Annotated in this window: 26 protein-coding genes; 14 read left to right on the top strand and 12 right to left on the bottom strand. The window is 71.2% G+C overall.

The genetic code is table 11. The features are described from left to right. Positions 1–6: 6 nt before the first annotated feature. Both QUG98_RS08565 and QUG98_RS08560 read right to left on the bottom strand, forming a co-directional pair. Positions 7–798, bottom strand: coding sequence for an SDR family oxidoreductase (locus tag QUG98_RS08565; RefSeq protein WP_289470128.1), 792 nt, complete (start codon positions 796–798; stop codon positions 7–9). A gap of 126 nt (positions 799–924) precedes the next feature. Further along, on the bottom strand, positions 925–1,725 hold the full coding sequence (locus QUG98_RS08560; protein WP_289470126.1) for an HNH endonuclease family protein: 801 nt from the start codon (positions 1,723–1,725) through the stop codon (positions 925–927). Between the two features lie 95 nt (positions 1,726–1,820). Between QUG98_RS08560 and QUG98_RS08555 the strand changes: the two genes are divergently transcribed. Continuing rightward, complete coding sequence (locus QUG98_RS08555) at positions 1,821–2,600, top strand: aldo/keto reductase (protein WP_289470125.1); 780 nt, start codon at positions 1,821–1,823, stop codon at positions 2,598–2,600. Positions 2,601–2,966: 366 nt separating this feature from the next. On the opposite strand, the gene QUG98_RS08550 is transcribed toward QUG98_RS08555, so the two are convergent. Next, positions 2,967–6,332 carry a DEAD/DEAH box helicase gene (locus QUG98_RS08550; protein ID WP_289470124.1) on the bottom strand — a complete coding sequence of 1,122 codons (3,366 nt, stop codon included), beginning with the start codon at positions 6,330–6,332 and terminating at the stop codon, positions 2,967–2,969. A 163-nt stretch (positions 6,333–6,495) separates the two neighbouring features. Here QUG98_RS08550 and QUG98_RS08545 point away from each other — a divergent pair, with 163 nt between their 5' ends. From QUG98_RS08545 to QUG98_RS08535, 3 genes are all read left to right on the top strand, one after another. Continuing rightward, positions 6,496–7,056, top strand: a complete 561-nt coding sequence (locus tag QUG98_RS08545) for a hypothetical protein (RefSeq protein ID WP_289470123.1) — start codon at positions 6,496–6,498, stop codon at positions 7,054–7,056. Between the two features lie 87 nt (positions 7,057–7,143). Continuing rightward, a complete protein-coding gene (locus QUG98_RS08540) occupies positions 7,144–7,593 on the top strand; it encodes a BLUF domain-containing protein (RefSeq protein ID WP_289470122.1) in 450 nt (149 codons plus the stop codon). 61 nt (positions 7,594–7,654) lie between these two features. Then, positions 7,655–7,960: a hypothetical protein gene (locus tag QUG98_RS08535; protein ID WP_289470121.1), complete on the top strand. Its 306-nt coding sequence runs from the start codon at positions 7,655–7,657 to the stop codon at positions 7,958–7,960. A 25-nt stretch (positions 7,961–7,985) separates the two neighbouring features. On the opposite strand, the gene QUG98_RS08530 is transcribed toward QUG98_RS08535, so the two are convergent. Continuing rightward, positions 7,986–8,903, bottom strand: a complete 918-nt coding sequence (locus QUG98_RS08530) for a hypothetical protein (RefSeq protein ID WP_289470120.1) — start codon at positions 8,901–8,903, stop codon at positions 7,986–7,988. Between the two features lie 343 nt (positions 8,904–9,246). Between QUG98_RS08530 and QUG98_RS08525 the strand changes: the two genes are divergently transcribed. The 3 genes from QUG98_RS08525 (at position 9,247) to QUG98_RS08515 (ending at position 12,231) form a co-directional block, all read left to right on the top strand. Beyond that, positions 9,247–10,881, top strand: a complete 1,635-nt coding sequence (locus QUG98_RS08525; RefSeq protein WP_289470119.1) for a hypothetical protein — start codon at positions 9,247–9,249, stop codon at positions 10,879–10,881. Positions 10,882–11,233: 352 nt separating this feature from the next. Further along, complete coding sequence (locus QUG98_RS08520; protein WP_289470118.1) at positions 11,234–12,001, top strand: M15 family metallopeptidase; 768 nt, start codon at positions 11,234–11,236, stop codon at positions 11,999–12,001. Positions 12,002–12,048: 47 nt separating this feature from the next. After that, the gene (locus QUG98_RS08515) at positions 12,049–12,231 is read left to right on the top strand and encodes a hypothetical protein (protein WP_289470117.1); all 183 of its coding nucleotides are present in this window, start codon (positions 12,049–12,051) and stop codon (positions 12,229–12,231) included. A 35-nt stretch (positions 12,232–12,266) separates the two neighbouring features. Here the strand turns inward: QUG98_RS08515 and QUG98_RS08510 are convergent, their stop codons facing one another. Further along, positions 12,267–13,730, bottom strand: coding sequence for an amino acid permease (locus QUG98_RS08510; RefSeq protein WP_434533424.1), 1,464 nt, complete (start codon positions 13,728–13,730; stop codon positions 12,267–12,269). Here QUG98_RS08510 and QUG98_RS08505 point away from each other — a divergent pair. Further along, positions 13,729–14,220: a DUF427 domain-containing protein gene (locus QUG98_RS08505; RefSeq protein WP_289470115.1), complete on the top strand. Its 492-nt coding sequence runs from the start codon at positions 13,729–13,731 to the stop codon at positions 14,218–14,220. The genes QUG98_RS08510 and QUG98_RS08505 overlap by 2 nt on opposite strands. 150 nt (positions 14,221–14,370) lie before the next feature. Here the strand turns inward: QUG98_RS08505 and QUG98_RS08500 are convergent, their stop codons facing one another. Further along, positions 14,371–14,703 carry a hypothetical protein gene (locus QUG98_RS08500; RefSeq protein WP_289470114.1) on the bottom strand — a complete coding sequence of 111 codons (333 nt, stop codon included), beginning with the start codon at positions 14,701–14,703 and terminating at the stop codon, positions 14,371–14,373. Positions 14,704–14,816: 113 nt separating this feature from the next. On the opposite strand from QUG98_RS08500, the gene QUG98_RS08495 reads away from it, so the two are divergent. The 3 genes from QUG98_RS08495 to QUG98_RS08485 all read left to right on the top strand — a co-directional run bounded on the left by QUG98_RS08495 (position 14,817) and on the right by QUG98_RS08485 (position 16,280). Further along, positions 14,817–15,200: a DoxX family protein gene (locus QUG98_RS08495; RefSeq protein WP_058727385.1), complete on the top strand. Its 384-nt coding sequence runs from the start codon at positions 14,817–14,819 to the stop codon at positions 15,198–15,200. After that, entirely contained in the window at positions 15,200–15,745 is a 546-nt protein-coding gene (locus QUG98_RS08490) for a DUF6264 family protein (RefSeq protein ID WP_289470113.1), read from the top strand. Before QUG98_RS08495 ends, QUG98_RS08490 begins: the two co-directional genes overlap by 1 nt. A 94-nt stretch (positions 15,746–15,839) precedes the next feature. Then, positions 15,840–16,280, top strand: coding sequence for a hypothetical protein (locus QUG98_RS08485; protein WP_289470112.1), 441 nt, complete (start codon positions 15,840–15,842; stop codon positions 16,278–16,280). Positions 16,281–16,282: 2 nt separating this feature from the next. Here QUG98_RS08485 and QUG98_RS08480 read toward each other — a convergent pair whose 3' ends face one another. Next, positions 16,283–16,897 (bottom strand): hypothetical protein, encoded by a 615-nt coding sequence (locus QUG98_RS08480; protein WP_289470111.1) that lies wholly within the window; start codon positions 16,895–16,897, stop codon positions 16,283–16,285. A 270-nt stretch (positions 16,898–17,167) separates the two neighbouring features. Next, complete coding sequence (locus tag QUG98_RS08475; protein WP_289470110.1) at positions 17,168–18,703, bottom strand: APC family permease; 1,536 nt, start codon at positions 18,701–18,703, stop codon at positions 17,168–17,170. Between the two features lie 124 nt (positions 18,704–18,827). Here QUG98_RS08475 and QUG98_RS08470 point away from each other — a divergent pair, with 124 nt between their 5' ends. Further along, positions 18,828–19,256: a DUF6892 domain-containing protein gene (locus QUG98_RS08470; RefSeq protein WP_289470109.1), complete on the top strand. Its 429-nt coding sequence runs from the start codon at positions 18,828–18,830 to the stop codon at positions 19,254–19,256. Between the two features lie 212 nt (positions 19,257–19,468). On the opposite strand, the gene QUG98_RS08465 is transcribed toward QUG98_RS08470, so the two are convergent. From QUG98_RS08465 to QUG98_RS08455, 3 genes are read right to left on the bottom strand one after another with little or no spacing between them, the layout of a single operon-like run. Continuing rightward, a complete protein-coding gene (locus QUG98_RS08465; RefSeq protein ID WP_289470108.1) occupies positions 19,469–20,095 on the bottom strand; it encodes a uracil-DNA glycosylase in 627 nt (208 codons plus the stop codon). Further along, entirely contained in the window at positions 20,092–21,294 is a 1,203-nt protein-coding gene (locus QUG98_RS08460) for a glycosyltransferase (RefSeq protein ID WP_289470107.1), read from the bottom strand. The genes QUG98_RS08465 and QUG98_RS08460 overlap by 4 nt, the downstream gene beginning before the upstream one ends. Positions 21,295–21,304: 10 nt before the next feature. Then, positions 21,305–22,141 carry a DUF429 domain-containing protein gene (locus tag QUG98_RS08455; RefSeq protein WP_289470106.1) on the bottom strand — a complete coding sequence of 279 codons (837 nt, stop codon included), beginning with the start codon at positions 22,139–22,141 and terminating at the stop codon, positions 21,305–21,307. 321 nt (positions 22,142–22,462) lie between these two features. Between QUG98_RS08455 and QUG98_RS08450 the strand changes: the two genes are divergently transcribed. Beyond that, entirely contained in the window at positions 22,463–23,131 is a 669-nt protein-coding gene (locus tag QUG98_RS08450; RefSeq protein ID WP_289470105.1) for a G5 domain-containing protein, read from the top strand. Positions 23,132–23,165: 34 nt separating this feature from the next. After that, positions 23,166–24,185, top strand: a complete 1,020-nt coding sequence (gene ligD, locus QUG98_RS08445) for a non-homologous end-joining DNA ligase (protein WP_289470104.1) — start codon at positions 23,166–23,168, stop codon at positions 24,183–24,185. A gap of 12 nt (positions 24,186–24,197) precedes the next feature. Here ligD and QUG98_RS08440 read toward each other — a convergent pair whose 3' ends face one another. Next, positions 24,198–24,341: a hypothetical protein gene (locus tag QUG98_RS08440; RefSeq protein WP_161968408.1), complete on the bottom strand. Its 144-nt coding sequence runs from the start codon at positions 24,339–24,341 to the stop codon at positions 24,198–24,200. Positions 24,342–24,376: the final 35 nt, after the last annotated feature.

Below are 24,376 nucleotides of genomic sequence, written 5' to 3'. Positions count from 1 at the left end.
TCACGCTCAGTACTTGGCCGACTGCCCGCCGTCGATCGGGACGACCGTCGCGTTGACGTACGAGGCGTCGTCCGACAGCAGGAAGGCGACGACCGCGGCGATCTCGGGGGCCTCGCCGTAGCGCTTCGTGGGGTTGACCTGGATGAACTCCTCGGCGGCCTTCCGCGGGTTCTCCGCGTCGAGCTGCTTCATCGAGTTCTCGACCATCGGCGTCCAGATCGCACCCGGGGCGATGGCGTTGATGCGGATGCCGTACTGGCCGTACTCGACGGCGGAGTTGCGGGTGAGGCCGACGACGCCGTGCTTGGCCGCGGCGTAGCCCGACTGGTTGCCAATGCCGCGGATGCCGCCGACGCTCGCAGTGTTCACGACCATGCCGGAGCCCTGCTCGCGCATGACCCCCAGGACCTTCTCGAGGCCGAGGAACACGCCCCGGAGGTTGATCGACACGACCTTGTCGAACTCGGCGGCGGTGAAGTCCTCGGTGGGGTTCTGCTTGCCCTCGATGCCGGCGTTGTTGAAGAAGCCGTCGATGCGGCCGAAGCGCTCGGTGGTCGCGGTGACGTAGGCGTCGACCTGGGCTTCGTCGGAGACGTCGGCGACGGTGGTCAGGACCTGGGCGTCGGGGGTCGCCTCGAGGACGGCGGCCTTCGTAGCCTCGAGTCCCTCGGCGGAGACGTCGACGAGGGACAGCTGCGCGCCCTCGGCGGCCAGGCGGACGGCGGTCGCGCGGCCGAGCCCGGAGCCGCCGCCGGTGATGAGGACGACGCGGTCGGTGAAACGGGTGGTGGATGTCATGGATGGCCTCCTGCGGTCTTCGACGGTGAAGGGCTCGGGTCCAGCGGTGGGTCGACGAGTCCGCTCAATGCATCTGCATCGATGCCAATTAGGCTACACCTGTCGTTCAGAGGGCGCGACTCGTCTTCAGCAGCGGGAAAGCACCCGCTCCATAGCATCGTGCTCGGCCGGCGCGACCCAGAGCCGGTAGGTGGTCTTCACCGCGATCTGGTGCTCGACGTACGTGCAGCGGAACGCGGTGTCCGCGGGCAGCCAGGTCGCGGCGTCGCCCGAGCGCTTCTGGGCGTTCGAGTGCCCGTCGACCGCGAACAGGTTCGCAGGGTCGTTCGCCAGGGCCTCCCGCTGCTCCTGGCTGAGCTGCTGCGCACCGGTTCGCCATGCGTTCTCGAGCGCGACGACGTGGTCGATCTGCACGAGCGTCGAGGTCGTGTTCCCCCGCACGAAGTCGACGCGGTCGCCGGTGTACGGGGAGACGAGGGTGCCGCGCAACACCTTGCACGGGCCCTGGCGTTCGACGTCGGTGAGGTCGCGGGCGAGGACGTCGTTCCGGGTGTCGCAGCCGTTGTGGTCGACGTCGAGCCAGGCCGTGCCGAAGCGGGCTTCGCGGTCGTAGCCGGTGGCGGGGGCCTTGCCCTTGACCGGCAGGGCGGCGAGCCGGCTGCGGGCGGTGGCGGCCGCGGTCGCGTCGGTGGGGCTGGTCCGGTCGGTCGGGTCGGTCGCGTCGGCGGTGATGGTCGGTGCGGCGGTCGACGAGGGCGCTCCGTCCGTTGCCGCATCAGCGTCGCCGTCGGTCACGCCGGTGGTGTGCAGCAGCCAGCCGGCCAGGGCGACCACAGCGATGAGTCCGAGCGACGCGAGCGAGGTCCGGGCCGTGCGGCGCGAGGAGGTGGGACGGGAGGAACGCGGACGGCGTCGACGGGACGTCATGGGGAGAGCCTTCGGTGGTGCGGTGGAACGGGCCCGGGTGGACCGTCGTCGATCATCCCGTGAAGCACCGACGGAGCACGGCGTAGACACGGGGCATGACCGATCACGCGAACCCCTCCGTGCCCGTCACCGGTGGGTCGATGCCGCTCCTCGGCTTCGGCACCTGGCAGATCCCGGACGCCGACGCCCCCGCCGCCGTCGGTGCCGCGCTCGACGCCGGCTACCGCCACATCGACACCGCTACGGGCTACTCGAACCAGCGCGGCGTGGGGAAGGCGCTCGGCGACTCCGGACTGGCGCGCGACGACGTCTTCGTCACGACGAAGCTCCCGCCGGACAACGCCGATCGGGTCCGGCAGACCATCGAGGAGAGCCTCGAACAGCTCGGGCTCGACCACCTGGACCTGTGGCTCGTGCACTGGCCCCCGAACGGCGAGGCCCGACCCGACGTGTGGGAGCAGGTCGTGCAGGCGCAGGCCGACGGGCTCACCCGGGCCGTCGGCGTGAGCAACTACTCGCTCGCGCAGATCGACGAGCTGACCGACGCCACCGGGACGACCCCGGCCGTGAACCAGATCCGGTGGAGCCCGGCGGAGTACGACGCCGAGGTCGCCGCAGGGCTGCACGAGCGCGGCGTGGTGCTCGAGGGCTACAGCCCGTTCAAGGCGAGCAACCTGCAGGACCCGACGCTCGTCGAGATCGCCGAGGCGCACGACGCCGACAGCGCGCAGGTCATCGTCGCGTGGCACGTGGCGCACGGGTTCGTCGTGATCCCGAAGTCGTCGAACCCGGAGCGCATCCGGTCGAACGCGCTCGGGGCACACCTCGAGCTGAGTGCTGACGAGGTCGCGCGGATCGACGGCCTCGCCGGCTGATCCGCGTCCGACGGCGGGCTCAGGTCGGGAGCGGACGTCGTCGGGGCGGTCCGGAGTCGCCGCAGGTAGCCGCGCGGGTACATCCCGGAGTAGACGCCGAGTGCGCCCACCAGTGGGAACTCGGCGCCGTTGCGCAGGCGGAACGTGGACGTCGCGGTGGCGCGGTCGCGGTGGACGACCCCCGGCGGAGCGAGCTCGGGCTCGAGGTCGGGTTCGACCTCTGGATCGGCGTGGGTGCGTGTCAGGAGGCCCGTGACCGGGACGTACGGAGCGGAACGTGGCTGGGCGGAGCGGCTGTCGTCGACGAACATGCGGTGACGGTACCGGCGCGGACGTCCGGTTTCGAAGGAGTTCGTACGTCGCCGCTCAGGTGAGCAGGGAGCGGATGTCCTCGGCGGTCAGGTCGTCGGCGAACAGGGCGTCGTCGTCGATCATGGTCGCGAAGAGCTCCGCCTTCTTGGCCGCCAGGGCGAGGACCTTCTCCTCGATGGTGTCCTCGGCGATGAAGCGCTGCACGTTCACCGAGCGGGTCTGCCCGATGCGGTGCGTCCGGTCGACCGCCTGGGACTCGGCGGCCGGGTTCCACCACGGGTCGAGCACGAAGACGGTGTCCGCCTCGGTCAGGGTCAGCCCGAAGCCGCCGGCCTTCAGCGAGATGAGGAACGCGGGCGCGCTGCCGGTCCGGAAGCGATCGATGACCTGCGGGCGCTTCCGGGTCGACCCGTCGAGGTACTCGTAGCCGATGCCCCGGGTGTCGAGCGCCTCGGCGACCATCCTCAGGAACGTCGTGAACTGGCTGAAGACCAGGGCCCGACGGCCCTCCGCGGCGAGCTGTTCGAGCTCGTCGAGCAGCAGGTCGAGCTTCGCCGAGGGGATCGGCTCCGCGGCGGTACCGGTGTCGACGTCCGGGTCCTGGTCCGCGTGCTGCACGAGCGCCGGGGAGAGCGCGAGCATCCGGAGGAGCGTCAGCGACCGGAAGACGATCATCCGGTTGCGCGCCAGGTCGTCGATGAGGTCGAGGACCTTGAGGCGCTCCCGGTTCAGGGTCGTCTCGTACAGCGCGCGGTGTGCGGGGTCGAGCGTCACCCGGACGACCTGTTCCTGCTTCGGGGGCAGGTCGGCGGCGACGCTCTCCTTCGTCCGCCGGAGCATGAGCGGGCGGATCCGCCGCCGGAGTCGATCGGTGAGCTCCTTGCGGGCGTCCCCGCGGAGGTCGGGGGAGCCGAGCGGCTTGACGTAGTCGTCCCCGAAGCGCGACCAGGACGACAGCAGTCCGGGCGCGACGACGTGGAACAGCGCCCAGAGGTCGGTCAGCCCGTTCTCGAGTGGCGTGCCGGTGATCGCGAACTTCACCGGCGCGGGCAGGTCGGCCGCGACGCGGTGGGTCTGCGACTGCGGGTTCTTCACGAACTGTGCCTCGTCGAGCACGAGCGCGGACCAGGAGACCCCGGTGTACTCGGCGGCGTCGAGGCGCAGCAGGGCGTACGACGTCACGACGACGTCCGACGCCGCGGCGGCACGGGCGACCCGGGCGTGGTCCTTGAGCGACGTCGCCGTCACGGTGGTCACGCGGAGCGACGGCGTGAAGCGTGCTGCCTCGTCCGCCCAGTTGCCGACGACCGACGTCGGCGCGACGACGAGGAACGGCGGCGCGTCGGGCTCGGAGGCGCGTGCGGCGGCGATCATCGCGAGCACCTGCAGCGTCTTGCCGAGGCCCATGTCGTCCGCGAGCACCCCGCCGATGCCGTGCTCGCGGAGGAAGCGGAGCCACGCGTAGCCGGCGTGCTGGTACGGCCGGAGTTCGGCGTGCACGGTGTCCGGGACCGGCACCTCATCCGGTGGCGCGGCGTCGAGCAGGCCCGCGGCGATCCGCTGCCAGCGTTCGTCGTGCTCGACCTCGTCGGCGAGCTGGTCGAACTCGGACCACAGCCCGGCCTGCAGCGGGGTCACGGTCAGGGCCTGGTCGGGCTCCCACTCGTCGAGCTCGCGGGCTTCCTCGATGAGCTCCTTGAGCCGGTCGAACGTCGGGTCGGCCAGCGACAGGTACGACCCGTCGATGAGCTTCATGCGGCGGTCGCGCTTCGCCAGCGCACGGAGCAACGGGGTGAAGGGGATCTGCCGCCCGTTCACGGTGACGAAGATGCCGAGGTCGAACCAGTCGTGCTTCTCGGACGGCATCGTCGTGACGCGGATGTGCGGCCGACCGGTCAGTCGTTCGTGGTCGCCGGGTTCGCCCTGCACCACCGTCCGGACGCCGTGCGCGGGCAGGGCCGGCAGGAGCTCCGTCGCGAAGACCGCGACGTCCGCACCGTCGACCGTGCCGTCCTCGTACCAGGCGAGTCCACCGCCGGGGCCGGGGCCGGGAGGCGCGGCTCGCCCGCCGTCGTCGGCCTGCGGCGACGGGTCGGCCGGGTCGTCCGCGGCGCGCACCCCCGACAGGTCGGGGAGCGGGCCGTGCAGGGCGATCGGGTCCTTCCGCCCGTCGACGTGCCAGCGCCACTGCAGGTGCAGGCGGTCGTCGGTGCGCGGTGCCCGGGCGGGCTCGAAGGTCGCCGTCAGCACGAGCTCGGGCGGGGTCCGCTCGGGGAGTTCGACCGAGCCGTCGGAGCTGACGAGACCGAGTGCACCGCGGAGCCGCGGTGACCAGTCGGCGAGGAACTCGTCGACCGAATCCGCCGGGACGGTGATGCGTGCGCCCTCGACGAGCATCCGACGCTGGTCCGCCGGGACGGGCGTGGCGGTCGGCGCGAGGGTGACGTGGAACTCGGGGCTCTCGCGGAAGGCGTAGACGCCGTGGTCGCCGATCGTGCGCGCCGACCCCTCGGGCACCGGACGTCCGTCGACGACCGCGCTCGCGCCGATGACCAGCGCCCCGTCGTGCCGGGCTGCGTCGAGGAGCACACGGGCCTCGGCCCCGAGGACCGCGCCGCCCTCGCGCTTGCCGGTCACGAAGGCGATCCCGAGGCCTGCCGCCTGCTGCAGGAGCGGCCAGAGCAGCGGGCTGCCGAAGTCGTCGAGGTGGATCCAGTCGCTCTCGCCCGGCAGCCCCGCGAGCTGACCGGCGCGGTGCAGCGCGGAGAACTGCAGGAACCACGCGTGCTGTTCGGGTGCGATGCCGAGCCGGTTCATCGAGTAGGGGAGCGTGCCCCAGGTGAGCTGCCCGCGGACCCAGTTGCCGGCGGTGCTGCGGGTGACCGGGCGGACGCCGAGCCGCACGCTGCGGGCGCGCGACGGGAGCGGCCGACCGGCGGCTCGCGCACGGGAGGCGAGCGCGGCGGGGACCGCGTCGCGCAACTCGAACTGCAGACCCATCGGCGTGCCCTGCGGGGCGACCACCTGGTCGTCGTCACCGGCGAGGCGGGCGAGGTCGAGCCTCCAGTCCGGGGCGGGAGGAGCGGCGACGGTCGTCGCTGCCCGTGGTTCGGCGGCGAGGGCCCGCGCGTTGATGGTGAGGAGCGCGGCGGCGACGTGCTTGCAGTCGCCGCCGAGGGGGCAGGAGCACGTGCTGCGGACAGGGCGGACGAACTCGCCGCGGGCGACGGTCGTCTCGACGCGGAGTTCGTAGGGGTCGTCCGCGGATCCGGAGACGGTCGCGGTGACCGTGCCGTCGTCGTCGTGCCAGGTGGCGTCCTCGACCAGGCCGGCGCGGACGACGTCGCGGGCGCGGCCGAAGGTCTGCGGCCCGACGAAGCGGATGACGTCGACGGCGTCGATCATCGGGGCGGCGGGCACGTCACCATGCTGCCAGTCGCCACCGACCTCCGCTGCTGGCGCTCCGCGCTGGCCCTCCGCTCCTGGCGGTCCGCTCTGGCCCTTCGCTGCTGGCAGTCCGCTGCTGGCGGTCCGCTGCTAGCGTGGAAGGGCGCCGGACGGCGCGCGACACGAGGGGGATCGCATGGGGAACGCAGCGCGCGGCGCAGTCGTGGTGGCAGGGGCGGTGGCGACGGTGGTCGCCCTGTCGGGGTGCAGCGTGCTGGGCACGGGGGCGCGGACGGCCGAGGCGCCGCCCCCGAGCGCGAGCGCGACGACGGCGGCGACGCCCGGTAAGGCGTCGTGCGACCTGGCCTCCGGTACCGGTTCGGTGTCCATCGAGGAGACCGCGGACGCCTACCGCGTCGAGTGGTCCGGCGTGCCGACGGTCGACGAGGGGGTGCGACAGGAGTACCAGGTGCAGCTCGGCACCGCGTCGCAGGACGATCACGTCACGATGCTCATCGAGTTCGACAGCATCAGCGGCACGGCCTACGGCTGGTTGGACCCGGACACGCTCGAGGTCGCGCCGGTGCCCGGCGAACCGGACACGTCGGCGGGCACCATCGTCGGTACCTTCCCCAAGCAGCACGAGATCGACGCGGCGTGGTGGTCGCCGACCTGGTCGAAGACCGGCGGCGGGGACTCGACGACCACCTACTGCAGCGAGGACGGCCAGGTCCTCGACTGGACGCCGCTCGGCTGACGGCCGGTCTGCCGCTCGGAGGACGGGGCGTGTCCGCGTCCCGTTCTGGGGGCGTCGCTGACAGCGGCTCAGGAGCAGGATCGATGCGTGCTGCAGTCGCTGGTCTACATGAGTTCCGCCACCGAGCCCTTCGACGAGGGCGACCTCGAGGCGGTGCTCGACCACGCCCGCACGCGGAACACCGCCGACGGTCTGACCGGGATGCTCGTGCACCGTGGCGGACGCTTCATGCAGCTGCTCGAGGGGCCCTACGACGCCGTGATGGCGACCTACGCGCGGATCGTCGCGGACGAGCGGCACGACGACGTCCGGCTGCTCGTCGAGGAGTCGATCCACACGCGGCGGTTCCCGGAGTGGTCGATGGCGTACGACCGCGAGACCGACGGTGTCGAGGTGCCCGAGGGATTCAGCACGTTCCTCGACCAGGGGGACCAGAGCGCCGACCAGAGCCGGCCTCGCGAACTGCTGCGGTGGTTCCGGAACCACCCGATGGCCGATCCGACCGCGGCGAAGGGCAAGCACCGGCGCGACGCCTGACGCGGTTGCCGTCGCCTCCATCGTGCTCGGGTACCCGGATCGGTCGGGTCATACTGGTCCGGTGACGACACTGCGAGGCACCATCCGCTCGATCGAGACGCGCGAGGCCGAGGGCTACGCCGACTCCGTCGTGGCCGCCAAGGAGGCAGCGATCGCCGCACTCGACCTGGACGGCTTCGAGCTGATGCAGACGAACGCGGTCGAGAGCAAGGCGACGGGGGAGACCACGATCAAGGCGACCGCCCGCTCGACGGAGACCCGGGAGCACGAGGCGTCCGGGCCGAACTACCAGGCGGCGCTGGCGGCGTACCGGAACACGGTGCCCGAGGGGTGGCAGGCACAGCACGTGTGGGTGGTGGCGGAGTAGTCGCTCCGGCGTTCTTGCGCCGTCGTCAACCGGTGGTCGCGCCCACTGGCTGATCGACGCTGTAGACCGTCGGCTCCGGGACGGGCACGGACGCGTGCTGCCGGAGCCAGAAGCTGCCACCACCGACGGTGAGCCGGTAGGGGCCCGGGGCGCGGTCGTACTGCCGTGCGACGGCGTCGCGGTTGTCGGAGAAGATGCCCCGCGACAGGGTCAGGTGCCCGCAGTCCGTCGTCTCGAGGGACACGGCCGGGTGCGAGGAACCGGCACCCTTCGTCGAACGGTTGGACACGGTGACGGCGCGCGCTGACGTGATCGTGCAGGTCACCTGCTCCTGGTGCGCGTCGTCGTACGCGACCAGGACGAACAGCCCTGGGATCATCGACAGCGTCGTGACGAAGAAGCCCACGGAGAACAGCGAGAACAGCACGTTGCGCACTCGCCTGGGCTTCCGGTCAGCGGTGAGCTTGTCGAAGAAGGCCGTGAACTCCGTCCACGGCTCCGTGGCGTTCTGTTCGAGCCAGTGGACGAGGACGTCGTGGTTGCGGTGGAACCGGTCGGTGGAGAAGCCTCGACCACGCGCGGTCCGGCCGCGGATGGTGGTGTTGCCCGTTCCCGATGCGCTGAACTCGACGAGCTCTCCGGGCGAGATCGTCCGGGTCCGCCGCAGGTGCGGCACCACCTCGAGCCGATCGGGGAACACCCGGATGCAGTTCCGGATGCTCCCGGCACTCATGAACAGGCCGAGGAGGCCGAAGGCGAGCAGCAGGCCGCTCGTCCACAGTTGGGTGAACCAGGCACCGCCGAAGACCGCTCGGGTCGACGCCAGCAAGATCCCGAGCGCGACGACGCCTGCGCACAACGCCGTCCAGGCGATCGGCGCGATGACACCCCCGCGGACCGTCACCGGACGCATGTCATCGGCGCCCCGTGTTGCTTCCCCCATCACGGGTCGACACTACTCAGCGAGGAGCACGGACGATGCGTCCGGTCGGCACGGGTGCAGCGCGCCGCCGATCAGGCTCACGTCGCCGCGAGGTGAGCGCTTCGGCCTCCTGCGCCCTGCGGTTCGGAGTCTGCAGCCAGATCCGGCGATGGTCGTCGAAGTCGGGGTGCGCCCGTGAGTGGCGGTGCTGGTTTCGCGCAGGCCCGCCTCCGCAGGTGTGCCGTGACGAAACCGGCGAAGCGCGCCCAGTCGTTAGAGTTGCTTCGCGCAACAGCGCCGAGGGGCGGCGTGTTGCAGCAAGAACAGGGGAACCATGTCCAACCCATCAACTCATCAGCGGCACATGCCCTGGTGGAGGCTCATCGCCTTGCTCGCGGCCGTCGTCGTGCTCGCGGTGTCAGCGGTTGTGTCCACTCAAGCGTCCCGGGCCGAAGCCGCAGGAGCGTGCGGCTCGTCGTGCGAGGGGATCTCCGGCGATCCGAAGACACTCGCGCAACAACTCGGGCAGTTCGTGGCCGCAGGCACCTTCCGCGCCACCGCCGGCGGTGCGGGGAACACCAACGACCTGTACCGGAACGAGATCCTGCCGATCGCGAACGGCGGTCCCACGCCGGGGTGCCAGGTCGACACCCGTGTCCTCCAGACCATGGTCATCGTCGTGAAGCGTTTCGGGTCGTTGCAGATCAACGACCTCAACCGTGAGTGCCCCACGATGAGTCACCCGTACACGTGTGCGCAGAACGAGAGCTCTCTGCACTGCATCGATCCGAGCGTTGCGTTGGACTTCGGTTCCGTCGGTGGGCAGACCGTGCAGGGCTCCAACGGTCGCACTCAGGAGCTCCTGAACTTCCTCGACACGTTCGTGCCGCGTGGCACGCAGGCCGGGCAAGTGCAGTGTCGATCTGCGATGTCGTTCACGAACATCACCCGTCAGTTCGATGACACGTGCAACCACCAGCACATCGACTTCAGCAGCGTCACCACTCCGCTGGCCATCGGTCAGAGCTCGTACGCCACGACGCCTGCCGTCGGCTTCGCGACGAACACCGGCGAACTGTGGACCTGGACGGGGACAGCTGGGACGCTCGGGTACGGCACCGGCACCAAGCTCGGTGTCGCCGCGAACACGAGCCCGTCCGTCGAGACCTCCGGTGACACGACCGCGGCGGCCTTCAACTCCACCAACGGTTCGCTGTACACCTGGACGGGCAAGGCGGGCACCACCGGCTTCGGTGCGGACGCGAAGGTCGGCATGCGGGCAGGGACCAGTCCCGCCATCGCCCGGATGCCGAACGGGCAGTACGCTGTCGCGTTCCAGGCGAGCGACGGTGGCCTCTGGACGTGGACCGGTGCACCGGGGACGACCGGCTACGCGGCGCCCGCCAAGGTGGGCATGAAGGACGGGACGAGCCCGTCGATCACCGTCGTGGGGACCAAGGCGGCCGTGGCGTTCCAGGCGAACACCGGGGCGCTCTGGACGTGGACCGGTGACCCGGGAACGACCGGCGGAGCCACGTCCACCACGGAGGGGATGGCATCCGGAACGAGCCCCGCGATCACCACGATCGGTTCGAAGGTCGCGGTCGCGTTCAACAGCGGGAGCGGCCTGTGGACCTGGAGCGGGACCCCCGCGACCATCGGCGGTGGGAGCAGCACCAAGCTCGGGATCTGGCCCGGGTCGAGCCCGTCCATCACGACCGTGGGCTCGAACGTCGCAGTGGCGTTCCAGGCGTCCGGCGGGGGCAGCCTGTACACCTGGACCGGTCAGCCCGACACCGTCGGGTTCGGCGCGAGCACGAGTCTCGGCATGAAGGACGGCACGACGCCGAGCATCACCACGGTGGGGAGCAACGTCGCGATCGCGTTCGAGGCGAACTCCGGATCCCTGTACACGTGGACTGGTGCACCCGCAACGACCGGCTTCGGTGCCGATTCGCGTCTCGGCATGGCTCCGACCGCAGGGCCCTCCATCGGCTGACCCCGAGGAGGTAGCTCGCACGTGACCGACGAGAGCGACTGCTCGTCGCCACGAGAAGGCCCCGCCGACGCGCAGAGCGTCGGCGGGGCCTTGGGCTTCCGGGCCCCACGGTCGGACTCGACAGGGCGTTGCCCCTCTGTGCGCGTCGGTTCGGTCATCCTCGACCACATCTGCTGCTACTCGTTCTGCTGACCCTCGTTCGGGGGGCAGACAGGCCGGTTCAGCAGTGCCATCGTTCGAGGACGCACTCATCACGAAGGGGGTTGCAGTGAGTGGACCAGATGACGACGAACACGTCGTGAAGGGACTGAGTCGGCGACAACTGCTGGGGTACACAGCAGCGGCTTCAGCCGTGGCACTGACGATCGGAGGTGGGCGAGCGACGGCAGCGACGGTGTCACCGGTCGTCGATGCCAACCTGTACGACCTCGGCGCGTCCATGCCCGAAGGAGATGGCGCTCGTGCGACCGCCAGGGCTGCGGCGACGTCCGCCTGGGGTGGGTACTCGAACGGGCAGATTCCCGCCTCGGCCATGACGAAGGTGCCGGTGAGCGTCGGACAGCCGTACCTCCGCGGCGACGCCGCTGCGGCGTACAACGACCTCAACCGCGCGTTCCAGGCGCGCTTCGGGAAGTCGCTGTCCATCACCGAGGCGTACCGCGACCTCGCACGGCAGCGGGCGCTCTACGCGGCGTACCAGGCGGGCACGGGCAGCAAGGCTGCAGTGCCGGGCACCTCCGTGCACGGCTGGGCGCTCGCGTGCGACTTCGGCAGTGGCGTCGCCAGCGGCGGATCTGCCGAGAAGCAGTGGGCAAACGCCAACGGACCGAAGTTCGGATGGCAGCCGGTCGGCGACAGCTTCGGCGAGGCCTGGCACTTCGAGTACGACGGGAGCTACCAGGGGTCCGGTTCGGGTTCCGACCGGTCGACGGACGACGACATGCGCGTCATTCAGTCCGCAGGCCGGGGGATCGCTCTGATCGGCTCCGGCTACTTCTACCAGCTCCCCGAGGGCGAGTTCGTCTCCGCCGCCACCAAGCTCTGGGGTGACCCGTTCATCGGGAACGACCGTCAGTTCGATCTCTGGCGGGCGATGGTCCTCCAGGGCACGACGGCCTGATCCACACGACATCCACGACACGTTCCACTGAAGAAAGGCCCACAACGATGAAGATCATCTCCTCCCCGAGCCGCGGCGCTGCACTCGTCGGTCCCGGGTACTTCCGAGGACTCAACGAGGAGTCGCTCGCCGCAGCCAAGATCCTCTACGGCGACCCGCAGCCCGGGAACGACCGTCAGTTCGACCTGTGGCGCGCGATGTCGCTGCAGGGGACCACGCCGGCGAGCTAGAGCCGCGCAGAGCTCATCGACACCGGCGCAGCCGGTCAGCGCGTGCTGGCCGGCTGCGCCAGCTTGCTGTGCTTCCGTGAGTACCCGAAGTACACCCCGAGTCCGATCGCGAACCAGATCGCGAACCGCACCCACGTCTCCCACTGCAGGAACGTCACGAGCCACAGCGAGGCCACGACGCCGATGATCGGCACGACGGGCATGAAGGGCAGCTTGAACTGCCGGTCGAGATCGGGCTGCCGGTACCGCAGCACGATCACCGCCGAGCAGACGACCACGAACGCGAGCAGGATCCCGATGTTCGTCAACTCCGCGACGACGCCGATCGGCAGCACGCCCGCGAGCACCGCCGACGCGATGCCGAGGATCCACGTCACCCGGGTCGGCCCGTGGCGCTTCGGGTCGGTCTTCGCGAACCACTTCGGCATCAGCCCGTCGCGGCTCATCGAGAACCACACGCGCGAGGCACCGAGCATGAACGTCACGAGCACGGTCACGATGCCGACGATCGCCCCGATCGCGATGACGTTCGCCACCCCACCGAGCCCGACGGACGCGAACGCCGACGAGAAGCCCGAGGCCGGGTCGATGTCGGTGTACTTCTGCATGCCGGTGAGCACCAGGGTCGCCAGGACGTAGAGCACCATCGCGATGCCGAGGGACAGCAGGATCGCCTTCGGCATGTGCTTCCGGGCGTCGGTGGACTCCTCGGCGGCGGTGGACATCGCGTCGTAGCCGAACACGGCGAAGAACACGGTGGCCGCGCCGGTCATCACGCCACCGAAGCCGAACGGGAAGTACGGCGAGTAGTTCGCGCTGTTGATGTGGAAGACCCCGAGCACGACGATGAGCACGACGAGGCCGACCTTGATCGCGACGGCGACGAGCTCGAAGCGGGCGGCGCTCCGGATGCCCCGGGTCAGGACGAAGGCGGTCAGCAGGCAGAGCAGGATCGCGAACACGTCGACGACGTGGCCGTCCCCGGTTCCGGGCGCCCCGAGCATCCATGCGGGCAGGTCGACGCCGAACTGCCCGACCAGGAACCCGACGTAGCCGGAGATGCCGATCGCGACCACCGCGACGATCGCGGTGTACTCGAGCAGCAGGTCCCAGCCGATGAACCACCCGACGACCTCGCCGAGCACCGCGTACCCGTACGTGTAGGCGCTGCCGGCCTTCGGGATGAGCCCGGCGAACTCCGCGTACGACAGTGCTGCTGCGGCGCTGGCGACCCCGGCGATGAGGAAGCTGATGAGGACGGCGGGCCCGGCGACCCCGTTCGCGACGGTGCCGGCGAGGGTGAAGATGCCGGCGCCGATGATTCCGCCGATGCCGATGGCCGTGAGCTGCCACAGCCCGAGGTGCCGTTTCAGACCGCCCTCGCCCTCGGGCCCGTCGTCGATCGTGTCGATGGGCTTCCGCCGGAAGATCCCCTGTGTCGTCGTCGTCACGCGCCCACTCTGCTCCTTCTGCGGCGGCGGTGGTAGACCCGGCAGCATGCGTCGTGCAGCTCGTGTCGAACCCGGTCCCGGTCAGGAGTCCGTCTGGGACTACCCGCGTCCTCCTGCGGTCGAGGCGGTCCCCGAACGGGTCGTCGTGCGGCTCGGCGGCGAGGTCGTCGTCGACACGACCGATGCGGTACGGGTGCTCGAGACCTCGCACCCGCCCGTCTACTACGTGCCGATGGCCGAGGTCGAGCTGCGTCCGGCGCAGGGGTCGAGCATGTGCGAGTTCAAGGGACGCGCCCGCTACTTCGACGTGGTCGGCGGTGACGGGGTCGTCGCACCCCGGGCGGCGTGGAACTACCCGACTCCGGAGCCCGGGTACGAGGACCTGCGCGACCGGATCGCGATCTACCCGTCCGCGATGGACTCGTGCGAGGTCGGTGGCGAGGTCGTGCAGGCGCAGGAGGGCGACTTCTACGGCGGGTGGATCACCTCGCGGGTGGTCGGACCGTTCAAGGGCGGGCCGGGCACGCTCGGCTGGTGACCGCACGCCGGGCCGATTCGAGCGAGCCAGGCCGGACCAGACCGAACCACGCCTGGCCGGACGGAGCAGCGTCGGGCCGAGCAGGGCCGGACCGGCGGGGCGGACGCGCCCCGGTCCTCTAGGCCGTCGCCGAGCGGTGCGCAGCCGCCGTCAGCGGCGCGCGTAGGGCGACCAGAACGGCGGCGGGAAGGACCCGTCCGTCGCGAAGGTGAGGAGCTGCCAGCCCATCATCACCAGGCCGAGTGCGCCGAGCACCAGGCCGATCCACGCCCAGGCGCGCACCGCGCGTCGGCGCCCGGCGAGGTGCGCCGCACGGAGACCGCAGAGGACGCAGACGACGCCGAACACGACCTCGAGGGTGACGTGTCGCGCCATGTCGGCGGCAGGCACGATGATGCCCATCCAGAGCGAGAGGGGAGCGAGCAGCACGGCGACGGTCGCCAGGACTGCGGGCGGTTCGTGGTCGCGAGCGCCTGCTGCCATGAGTCCGAACCTACCGACGTGGCGTGGGTCGTGCGCGCCGACGCGCACCGCCGGGTTGCGCGCTGCCCTGCGACGCGCCGGACGGCTGGCGGACGAGCGAGCACGATGGAGGCATGCGTTCCTTCGTCCGTGTCCTCCTCGGTGCCGCGCTCGTCTTCGCGGGCACCAGCCACCTCACCTTCGCCCGTCGTGACTTCCGTGCCCAGGTCCCGGACTTCGTGCCGCTCGACACGGACACGACGGTGCTGGCCTCGGGCGTGGCGGAGATCGGGCTCGGGAGCGCGCTCCTGTTCACGCCGCGTCGCCGCCGGAAGACCGTCGGCACGATCGCGGCGCTGTTCTTCACGGTGATCTTCCCGGGGAACCTGTCGCAGTGGGTGAACCGCCGTGACGCGTTCGGGCTCGACACGGACGAGAAGCGCGTCGCCCGCCTGTTCGGGCAGCCGCTGCTCATCTGGGCGGCGCTCTGGTCGACGCGCGGGTCCGGGTCCCGCTGATGTCCGGCCCGGCTGCGTCGCAGGACCCGGACGTGACGTCCGGGTCCGTCGGCGTGGCCGGGCCGTCTGCTGCGGCGGCTGTGTCTGCTGGTTCGTCTGGTTCGTCTGGTTCTGCGCCGTCTGCTTGTGCTGCTCCGTCTGCGTCGGCTGCTCCGTCTGCGTCGCCGTCATCGTCCGGCCGGGAGGCGCGGCTCGCCGCTCGCGCACCCCGTCACGTCGTCGACGTGGTCGCCACGGTGCTGCTGCTCGTCCTGCTCGCGGTCGAGTCGGTGGCCGCCGGTGGCGGCATCGTGTTCCTGTCGCTGGCGTTCCACTCGTGCGCGGCCCCGGGCAACACCTGTGACGCCGGCCTCGGCACCGGGGTCGTGACCGTCGGGCCGGTCCTCGTCGCCCTGGTGCTCGTCGGCACGGTCGTCGGGTGCGTGCTGCGGCTCGTCCGTCGACGCCTCGCGTGGCCCCTGGCACTCGTCGGGGTCGCGGCGCAGGTCGTCGTGTTCTTCGCCGCGTTGCTGCTCGTCGACGCTGCGGTCCAGCACGGGTTCTGACCGTCCTCCTGCACAGGGAGTCGTCGCCGCGAGCGCGTCCACAGATCATCCATCGGCGCTGCTGCCGAGCGGGGTGGTCCCGCAGGCTCGGAGCATGTCAGGAACCGATGTGCTCGACCAGCTGTTCACCACGTCCGCCCGGACCGACGCCGACGTCGTCGCGCTCGTCTCCGGGGTCGTCGGACGCCCGATCCGGAGGCAGTGCTGGGTGCTCTTCCTCGACGAACGGGCCGTCCCGGTGCCGTTCCTGCTCCCCGTGTCCGACCTGCCGCTGCAGCCGGACGAGCACGTCGAGGACTTCGCCACGCTCGTCGCCGAGGTCTGCGTCGACAACGCCGCGGCCGAGGTCGTGCTGGCGTGGGAACGGCCGGGCGAGACGCAGCTGTTCCCGGTCGACTGGGAGTGGATCGACGCCTGCGCGTGCGCCTTCGCGGAGCGGGCGGTGCGCCTGCGGGGACAGGTCGTGGTGAACGCCACGGGAGCGTCGATGGTCGAGCTCCACGACGCCGAGGAACTCGGGCCGGTGCTGCGGTGACCTCAGCCCTGCGGAGCGGTGTCGGGCACGGTCTGCCCGGTCAGTCCCTCGACGACGGCCTTCGCCTCCGGCCAGTACTTCGCGTAGTGGTCGGGGTCCGCGTTGATCTGCACCGCGTGCGCCATCTGCGTCGGGGTCATGGTCTTCCACCCCGGCGTCTTCACGAGCTTCGTGTAGAACATCGTCGCAGCGGTGTACGGATCCATCCGCTGCTCGTACGTGCCCCACGCGCCGTTGTCGCGCTGCTGGAACAGTCCGCGGCTGTCCGGTCCGACGGCGTCCCCGTGGTCGAGGTTCACCAGGCTCGACTCACCGATCGCGGTCATCACGCCGACGGCCTGCGTGTGCGGGCCGATGCCGAGCGCCTGTGCGGCCTCGATGACGTAGGCGGCGTTCACCAGGCGGTCCTGGCAGAAGCCGGCGACGGGGCCCGCGGGCACCACGATCCCGCCGATCGTTCGCGAGGCGACCTCGGGGCACGCCGGTTCGGCGGAGACGGACTTCGCGGCGCCGGTCAGCGAGTGCACCGCGATGACGACGACCACGACGACCCCGATGACGGCTGCGACCACGCCTGCCCCGAACACCGAGGCGATGGTGATGCCGGCGCGGCGCATGTCGGGGTCCTTCCGGGCGGGTGGTCCGTCCGGAGTGCCGGACGGGCGGGTGCAGGGCACGACGAGCGTACGGTCACCGGCTGGGAACCGCAGCCGCCCGATCGGGGGTGTCGCCGCCGGCGGCCGCTGCCCGCCTGCATCCGGCTGCCCGCACGTCGGCCAGCACGTCAGCCGGTCAGTCGCGCTTCCGCCCGTCGCGGAAGGCCATCGACAGCGAGATCAGGACGATCGTCCCGATGGAGATCGCGAAGATGATCTCGCTCGCGTCTATCAGCCGTCCCGCCGGTCGTGCTGGCCGTCGATGCGCTCGGCGCCGTCCACGCCGTCGACGCGCTCGGTGTGGTCCCCGTCCTCGTGGTGCCGGTGTCCGGTCCCCGGTCGGATGACCGCGGTCGGCTCGGTGACGAGTCCGGTCGGCGCCTTCTCGGTCTGCTTGCGCCCGTGCGTGAACCAGGTGAGGAGCCAGAGCAGGACGCCGAGGCCGAGCAGCGCGCCGGCGATCTGGTACTGCTGCGGGTCACGACCGGACGAGAACGGCAGCACCAGCCACAGACAGGTCACGACACCGATCACCGGGATCACGACGCCGGCCCGGAAGTGCTCGTGCCCGACGTGATCGCGACGGAGCACGAGCACCGACAGGTTCACGACCGCGAAGACCGAGAGCAGGAGCAGCGACGTCGTCCCGCCGAGGACCACGACGATGGGGGAGTCCGGGTCGAGCGAGACCCACCCGATGAGCAGGAGCGAGATGAGCGTGGTGAAGACGATCGCGGTCGAGGGGGTGCGACGGGCCGGCGAGACCCGCGACAGGAACCCGGGCAGCACGCCCTGCTTGCTCATGCCGTACAGCAGTCGGGACGCCATCATCATGTTGATCAGCGCGGTGTTGGCGACCGCGAACATCGAGATGAACGGCAGCAGGTCGGCGATGGGGAAGTCCGGTGCCGCGGTCTGCACGACCGTGACGAGCGGGGTCTCGTTGCCGGCGAGCTCGCCGATCGGCACGACGGCGACGGCGCAGATCGACACGAGCACGTAGATGACGGCCGTGATGCCGAGGCCGGTGAGCATCACCTTCGGGAAGATCCTCGACGGGTCCTTGGTCTCCTCGGCCATGTTCACCGAGTCCTCGAAGCCGACCATCGCGAAGAACGCCAGCGAGGTCGCGGTGGACACCGACAGCAGCAGGGTCTTGTCCTCGGGGGTGTCGAACATCACCACGCGCGAGAAGTCCGCGTTGCCGCCGGCGATCGCCCAGAACCCGATGAGGATCACCATCACGAGACCGGACAGCTCCACCAGGGTGAGCACGACGTTCGTCTTGACGCTCTCGCTGACACCGCGGAAGTTGACCGCCATCACCGCGAGCATGAAGCCCATCGCGATGAGCATCACGACGCCGTTCGGCAGCTCGAGACCGAAGCCCGCGCCGAGGTTCGCCGCGAAGGCCCGCGACGCCGTGCTCGCCGACGTGATGCCCGAGCACATCACGATGAACGTGACGATGAAGGTGACGAAGTGGATGCCGAACGCCTTGTGGACGTAGAGGGCGGCGCCCGCGGTCTGCGGGTACTTCGTCACGAGCTCCAGGTACGAGAACGCGGTGAGCAGGGCGACCGCGAACGCGATGAGGAAGGGGAGCCACGCGGCACCGCCGACCTCTGCGGCGACCTGACCGGTCAACGCGTAGACACCCGTGCCGAGGATGTCGCCGACGATGAAGAGCAGCAGCAGCTTGGGGCCGATGACGCGCTTGAGCGTGGGTTGCTCCTGCTGCGTCACGTCCGACTTGGTGGTGGTCATACGTCAGCCTTTCCCGAGGGATGGCACTCTGTCTACTCTCACAGGAAGATCGCCGCTGCCTGCAACACGCCCGTTGCCTGGATCACGCGGCCGCTCTCGGGTGCCGATCGCTACGCTCCGGGACATGTACGACGATGCCGACACCACCGAAGAACCCGTCGAGTTCGCCGACTTCAACGCCAAGCTGCTCGTGCTGGACGTCCTGTGCTACGACCTCGACGTGCTCGAGCCCTACGACGGTGACGCGGACGAGGACGCCGGCGAGGACCTCGACGTCGAGGGGCAGGACGACCGTGCCCGCGAGTACTACGACGACCTCGACCTGCTGCCGTCCCACCTGGCGCTGGTGACGGAACTCACCGTCGACTCCGACCTCGAGGTTCTGCAGGACGTCCACCCCGGCTGGGACGGTTCCGACGACCGGTACGACCCGCAGAACTGGGACGACGTGCTCGACCTCCCGGCGCTGACGACCGTGTACGCCGCCGCGCCGCTGCCCGCGCACGTGACCGAGCGCCTCGCTGCGAAGGGTGTCGAGGTCCGCTCCGCCTGACGCCGGCGCGCCCGGACGGGGGCGACTGCGGTGCCCGCCGCGTGGGCTCGGACGACATCGCCGACGTCGTACGACAGCGAGATCGTCGCCTGAGCCGTGTGCTGCCCGCCGCGTGGGCTCGGACGACATCGCCGACGTCGTACGACAGCGAGATCGTCGCCTGATTCGCACGATGCCTGCAGCGCCCGCACCGTCGACCCGGCCGCCCCGCACTATCGCTGCAGCGCCCGCACCTGCTCCGTGAACTGCGCGGCGCCGCCCTGCGCCGGGTGCCGCACCGCCACGGCGTCGATCCCCGCCAGCGCGAGCGCACCCTGCGCCTTGCGCCCGACGGCGACGACCCGCACCGGGTGTCCGGTACCGCGAGCCGTACGCAGCGCCTCGAGCAGCGCGAGCGCGACCGGGGCACCCGAGCGCACCTCGGCCGGCCGCGGCGTCCGGTTCGTCAGCCGGTCCCCGGCGACGAACGGGTGGTGCGGGAAGATCGCCCACGCCAGGGGGAGCGGCCCGGACCAGTCCTCCAGCGCCGCGTGCACGACCCGCGACGAGGCCTCCCACGGCGCGGTCGGCTCCGGCGGCACGAGCACGTCGAACCCGAGCGTGCCGAGCTCCCGCATGCTCGTGAACGGGATGCCCGTGTTCGTCATGCCGCGCCAGCCCGGGGCCTCGGCGACGAGCACGGTGTCGGCCGAGGCGCCGACGTGGGAGAGGTAGGCGGACAGGTTCGCCCGGCGGAGTCGTCCCTCGGCGGTGTCGGTCGCGTAGAGCGCCTCGGCGTCGTCGGCCACCGGGACGGCGTCGAGCGCGGCCCAGAAGGGGTCGAGGCCGAACGCCGTCACGAGCGTCCGAGCACCCGGCGGTAGACGTCCTCGAGTCCTGCGGCCGAACGCTCCCAGCTCAGTCGCTCGGCGTGCTCACGGCCCGCGGCGGCGAGCCCGGCGGCGTAGGAGTCGTCGGTCAGGATCCGCTCGATCTCGGCGGCCCAGTCGCCCGGGTCCCGCGACTCGAGCACGACCCCGGTCTCCCCGTCGACCACGGCCTCGCGCAGTCCACCGGCAGCCGCGGCCACGACGGGCACCCCGGACGCGGAGCCCTCGAGCGCCACGAGTCCGTACGTCTCCGAGTGCGACGGCACGAGCACCGCCGCTGCGCCACGGAACAGGAAGGCCAGGTCGGCACGCGACTGCGGACCGACGAACGTCACGCGGTCGGCGATGCCGTGCGCGGCGGCGAGCCGACGCAGTTCGTCCACGTAGTCGCCTGCCTCGCTCGAGGCGTCGCCCGCGATGACGAGGGTGGGGCGGGCCTCCCGGCCGATGCCCGCGACCGCCTCGATCGCCAGGTCGAGCCCCTTGAGTGGCTGCACACGTGCTGCCGCGACGACGTAGGGCGTCTCGGCGCGGCGCGCACCCGCGCCGGCGGGGCGGAAGACGGACCCGTCGACGCCCGGCGGCACGATCCAGGTGCGCGACGCGTCCCCGCCCAGGCGGGTGCGGACGGTCGCCGCCTCGGCCGACGACACCACGACCACGGCGTCGGACTCGCGCGCCAGCATGCGCTCACCCGCGGGACGGCCGGCGGACTCGGGGCGCTCGCCCTCGGACAGCGGTGTGTCCGACTCGGCGGCGATGGAGTGGAAGGACTGCACGTGCGGGATGCCCCGCTCGCGGGCCACGGGCAGCGCGGCGACGCCCGAGAACCAGTGGTGCGAGTGCAGCACGTCGTACGGGCCGAGCTCCTCGAGACCCGCCCGGAACGGCTCGATGAACGCGTCGTGCTCGCCCTTCGGCACCGGCTCCGCGGGACCGGCGGACAGGAACCGCAGGCACACGCCCGGCACGAGCGACACGCTGTCGGGCTGGGTCGGCGACGAGCGCCGCGTGATGATCTCGACCTGGTGGCCGCGGTCGGCCAGGGCCTCGGCCTGGTGCCGGACGACGACGTTCATGCCGCCGACCTCGCCGGATCCGGGCTCGTCGCCGGGGGAGGTGTGCAGCGACACCAGCCCGATGCGCAGGGGTTCGGTCGTGGTGCTCACGGCGTCGAGCCTAGCCGCGCGGCCGCCGCTGGGACCCACGGGCGGGCGCCACCACGGCGGGGTGGCGGCCCGCCTCGTCCGGCGGGTCGGACGGGAGGCCCGGATCGCCTCCCAGCACCTGCACCCGTCCGTCGCCGTGCCGCTCCCAGAACGCGGCGGTCCACGCACAGAGGGCGCCGTCGAGCAGGTCCTCCCGGTGCTTGTGCGTCGGTCCGTGCAGCACCGAGGGGTCGGCGAGCCCGGCCGTCAGCGGGTGCGCGTCGAGCAGCAGCGGCGGGTCGAGCGGGGTCGTGCGCAGTCGGTGCACCAGGTCGTCGAAGGCCTCGGCGCGCCGCTGCCGGGCGACCGCGGCGGGGAGCTTCAGGTCGAGGCGCTTGTACCGCGGACGTTCCTCGTCGTAGCCGAGCTCCTCGATGCCCACGAGCGTGGTGTACGGGTAGCACTCGAACGCCGCCGGTCCGGTGCGCTCCCGCATCGCCGCCGTCGAGGACACGTACCCGACGCCGAGCTCGGTCAGCCGGTCGAGCAGCCGGGCGCCGGCGCTCGCCGCGGAGGCCAGGTTCGTCGGGTTCGCCGCGACCTTCCACCGGCCGTAGCGCTGTCCGACCTGCCGTTCGGCCTCGCGGATGCCGGTGGGGTTCGTCACCACGAGGGAGGCGTCGACCGCGATCAGGGTCCGGGGACCGAGGTGTGCGGTGATCCAGTCCGTCACGGCGTCGACCCCGCGGGCCCACCCGGCGTCGGTGATGGTGCCGTCGTCGTCCATCGCGACGAGTCCGGTCTCGTTGGCGGGCTTCCGGTCGCTGCCGAGCCCCCACGCCAGGTCCACACCGAGGTACGCCGTCACCCCTCCATCGTGCCCGGAGTCGCCCGGTCGACGCTCCACCACCTCCGCAACCGCCGCCGAGCGGTCCTCCGCCGACGCCGAACGGCAGCCCGCCGACGCCGAACGGGCAGGAAACGCCGGCCGTGGGACGCCGAGCGGGTGCATTCCGTCGGTCGGGGGCGTCGAGCGTGACAGATCTGGCCCGCTCGGCGGAACGGGGGACGGCGGGACGGCGGGACAGGAGCGCCGTGTCCGAGCAACGCGGCGCCCCGTTGTGGGGGTCGCGACCGATCGTGAGAGGTCGTCATTCTCTTGGTCGGAACGCCGGAAGGGGCAGACGACATGCGGTGGGCAGCGCTCAGGACGAAGACGAAGGCGACGATCGTGGTCGCCGTGGCAGCCGTGGTCTGGCTCGGGGGAGTCGGAACCGCCGGCGCGGTCGTCGGATCGGTTGCTGCGAGCGTCGGGGACACCCGTCCAGCCGCGGTCGTGACCACCGCGGACTCGTCCGCCGCGCCGAAGTCCTCCCGCACGGCGACGCCGACCCCCACCCCGACGCCGGTCGTCGCGGTGACCGAGGTCACGTCCGACGCAGCGATACCGTTCGACCGGAGGACCGTCGACGACCCCGCGCTGCCGAAGGGACAGACGAAGGTCACGACCGCCGGGGTCGACGGTGTCGAGACGACCACCTGGCGCGTGACGACGACCGACGGCATCGAGACCGACCGCAACGAGGTGGGCAAGGAGATCACGAGGCTGCCCGTCACCGAGGTGACCGCGATCGGGTCGTACGTCGCGCCGGCTCCGGCTCCCGTGGCTCCCGTGGCACCGGCACCCGCACAGCAGGCACCTGCCGCGCCGGCACCTGCCGCTGGCGTCATCACGCCGGGTGCGTTCTGCACCGACGCCCAGAACGGCGCTGTTGCGCAGTCCTCGACCGGGAAGTCGTACCGGTGCGGTGGCAAGGGACCCGACGCGAACGGGCACCTGCACTGGAACACGATGTGACCTGTCGGCGGTGGGGCCGTGTACGGTCCGCTGCATGGCGAGCGAGGCGACGACGCTGACGGTCCCGGGTCCGGACGGCGACCGGGAGGTCCGGATCAGCAGCCCGTCGCGCGTGCTCTTCCCGGACCCCGGCATCACGAAGCTCGACCTCGCCGAGTACCTGGTCGCCGTGGGGGAGCCCTTCGTCCGGGCGAACGGCGACCGCCCGGTCTCGCTGCAGCGGTTCGGCTCGGGCATCGACGGCGAGTCGTTCTTCTCGAAGAACCCGCCGAAGGGTGCTCCCGGGTACGTGCGTGACGTCACGGTGACCTACCCGAGCGGCCGGTCGCACCCGCAACTCGTGATCGACGAGCCGGCGGTCGCGGTGTGGGCGGCACAGATGAACACCGTCGTGTTCCATCCGTGGGCGTCCCGCGCCGAGGACAGCGACCACCCGGACCAGCTCCGCATCGACCTCGACCCGCAGCCGGGTACGGACTTCCACGACACCGTGCCGGTCGCACACGAACTCCGGACGGTGCTCGCCGAGGTCGGGCTCACGGCCTGGATCAAGACGAGCGGCAACCGCGGCCTGCACGTGTTCGCCCCGATCCGCCCCGAGCACGAGTTCCTCGACGTCCGCCACGCGGTGATCGCGGCGGCGCGGGAACTCGAGCGGCGGATGCCCGACCGGGTCACGACGGCGTGGTGGAAGGAGGAGCGCGGGCAGCGCGTGTTCGTCGACTTCAACCAGGCGAACCGCGACCGCACGATGGCCGGCGCCTACAGTCCACGGGCCCTCGCCCACGCGAGTGTGTCGACGCCGATCACCTGGGACGAGCTCGACGGCGCGGACCCGACGACGTTCACGGTGCGGACGGTGCCCGAGCGCCTGTCGACGGTCGGCGATCCGTGGGAGACCATGCACGAGGAGCCGGGCGACCTCGCCCCGCTGCTCGCGTGGTGGGACCGTGACCTGGCGGACGGACTGGGTGAGCTGCCGTTCCCGCCGGACTTCCCGAAGATGCCCGGTGAGCCGCCGCGCGTGCAGCCGTCACGAGCGAAGAAGTCGTGACGGCCGGGCCGTTCAGGCCGCGGCGACGTCCTCGGCGCGCTGCTCTGGCTTCGCGACCCGGCTGGTGTGCATCGGCAGCGTGACGCTCGCCGTGTGCAGACGTGTCAGGCGGGACCAGGTGCCGCGGTTGGCGTCGCTGATGCCGTCGATGATCATGTCCCGCTCCCGTCTCCCGCGCCCCCGGATCACTG

Origin of the sequence: Curtobacterium subtropicum (assembly GCF_030362975.1) — a bacterium.
GTDB classification, from domain to species: Bacteria; Actinomycetota; Actinomycetes; order Actinomycetales; family Microbacteriaceae; genus Curtobacterium; species Curtobacterium subtropicum.
This window is presented reverse-complemented; position numbering and strand designations above follow the sequence as displayed.

Excerpts from the sequence above, each read along its gene's own strand:
- QUG98_RS08565 (WP_289470128.1), bottom strand. The coding sequence starts at position 798 with ATGACATCCACCACCCGTTTCACCGACCGCGTCGTCCTCATCACCGGC.
- QUG98_RS08560 (WP_289470126.1), bottom strand. The coding sequence starts at position 1,725 with ATGACGTCCCGTCGACGCCGTCCGCGTTCCTCCCGTCCCACCTCCTCG.
- QUG98_RS08555 (WP_289470125.1), top strand. The coding sequence starts at position 1,821 with ATGACCGATCACGCGAACCCCTCCGTGCCCGTCACCGGTGGGTCGATG.
- QUG98_RS08545 (WP_289470123.1), top strand. The coding sequence starts at position 6,496 with ATGGGGAACGCAGCGCGCGGCGCAGTCGTGGTGGCAGGGGCGGTGGCG.
- QUG98_RS08530 (WP_289470120.1), bottom strand. The coding sequence starts at position 8,903 with ATGGGGGAAGCAACACGGGGCGCCGATGACATGCGTCCGGTGACGGTC.
- QUG98_RS08525 (WP_289470119.1), top strand. The coding sequence starts at position 9,247 with ATGCCCTGGTGGAGGCTCATCGCCTTGCTCGCGGCCGTCGTCGTGCTC.
- QUG98_RS08515 (WP_289470117.1), top strand. The coding sequence starts at position 12,049 with ATGAAGATCATCTCCTCCCCGAGCCGCGGCGCTGCACTCGTCGGTCCC.
- QUG98_RS08505 (WP_289470115.1), top strand. The coding sequence starts at position 13,729 with ATGCGTCGTGCAGCTCGTGTCGAACCCGGTCCCGGTCAGGAGTCCGTC.
- QUG98_RS08510 (WP_434533424.1), bottom strand. The coding sequence starts at position 13,730 with ATGCTGCCGGGTCTACCACCGCCGCCGCAGAAGGAGCAGAGTGGGCGC.
- QUG98_RS08500 (WP_289470114.1), bottom strand. The coding sequence starts at position 14,703 with ATGGCAGCAGGCGCTCGCGACCACGAACCGCCCGCAGTCCTGGCGACC.
- QUG98_RS08495 (WP_058727385.1), top strand. The coding sequence starts at position 14,817 with ATGCGTTCCTTCGTCCGTGTCCTCCTCGGTGCCGCGCTCGTCTTCGCG.
- QUG98_RS08490 (WP_289470113.1), top strand. The coding sequence starts at position 15,200 with ATGTCCGGCCCGGCTGCGTCGCAGGACCCGGACGTGACGTCCGGGTCC.
- QUG98_RS08485 (WP_289470112.1), top strand. The coding sequence starts at position 15,840 with ATGTCAGGAACCGATGTGCTCGACCAGCTGTTCACCACGTCCGCCCGG.
- QUG98_RS08480 (WP_289470111.1), bottom strand. The coding sequence starts at position 16,897 with ATGCGCCGCGCCGGCATCACCATCGCCTCGGTGTTCGGGGCAGGCGTG.
- QUG98_RS08475 (WP_289470110.1), bottom strand. The coding sequence starts at position 18,703 with ATGACCACCACCAAGTCGGACGTGACGCAGCAGGAGCAACCCACGCTC.
- QUG98_RS08470 (WP_289470109.1), top strand. The coding sequence starts at position 18,828 with ATGTACGACGATGCCGACACCACCGAAGAACCCGTCGAGTTCGCCGAC.
- QUG98_RS08450 (WP_289470105.1), top strand. The coding sequence starts at position 22,463 with ATGCGGTGGGCAGCGCTCAGGACGAAGACGAAGGCGACGATCGTGGTC.
- ligD (WP_289470104.1), top strand. The coding sequence starts at position 23,166 with ATGGCGAGCGAGGCGACGACGCTGACGGTCCCGGGTCCGGACGGCGAC.
- QUG98_RS08440 (WP_161968408.1), bottom strand. The coding sequence starts at position 24,341 with ATGATCATCGACGGCATCAGCGACGCCAACCGCGGCACCTGGTCCCGC.